This is a genomic window from Brucella tritici (assembly GCF_008932285.1).
In the GTDB taxonomy this organism is placed as follows: Bacteria; Pseudomonadota; Alphaproteobacteria; order Rhizobiales; family Rhizobiaceae; genus Brucella; species Brucella tritici.
Genome location: NZ_WBVY01000031.1, coordinates 1 through 309, shown reverse-complemented (window position 1 = coordinate 309; position 309 = coordinate 1). Strand labels below are relative to the sequence as shown.

The following is a 309-nucleotide window of genomic DNA, read 5'->3' as shown; positions in this document are numbered from 1 at the left end:
GCCGAGGTAACCGGTGAAGGTGTGGAAGGCCGACTCATCGAGACCGAGGCGCAGGCCACCGAGCTGGATGTAAGCGAAGTTCAGCGTATGACCGCCCTGGAAACCGTCCGTGAAGTTGAAACGGTTTTCAGTGTAGGTGCGGAGGGTGCCGAGTTCGGTTTCCGAAGCGGTCGAGAAGCGGAGCGTTGCACGAGCAAGCTTGCCCCAGGTGTCACGGTCCAGATCGCCAGGCGTACGAGCATAAACGCGGTCACCGCCGGTTGCGTCGTAACGAACATAACCATGGATACGCAGGCAGGTTTCGGTGCC

The 309-nt window shown here is 60.2% G+C and carries 1 protein-coding gene; it reads right to left on the bottom strand.

The features are described from left to right. The coding region (locus F9K94_RS24270; RefSeq protein ID WP_192799584.1) for a porin at nucleotides 1-309 on the bottom strand (309 nt) is incomplete at both ends.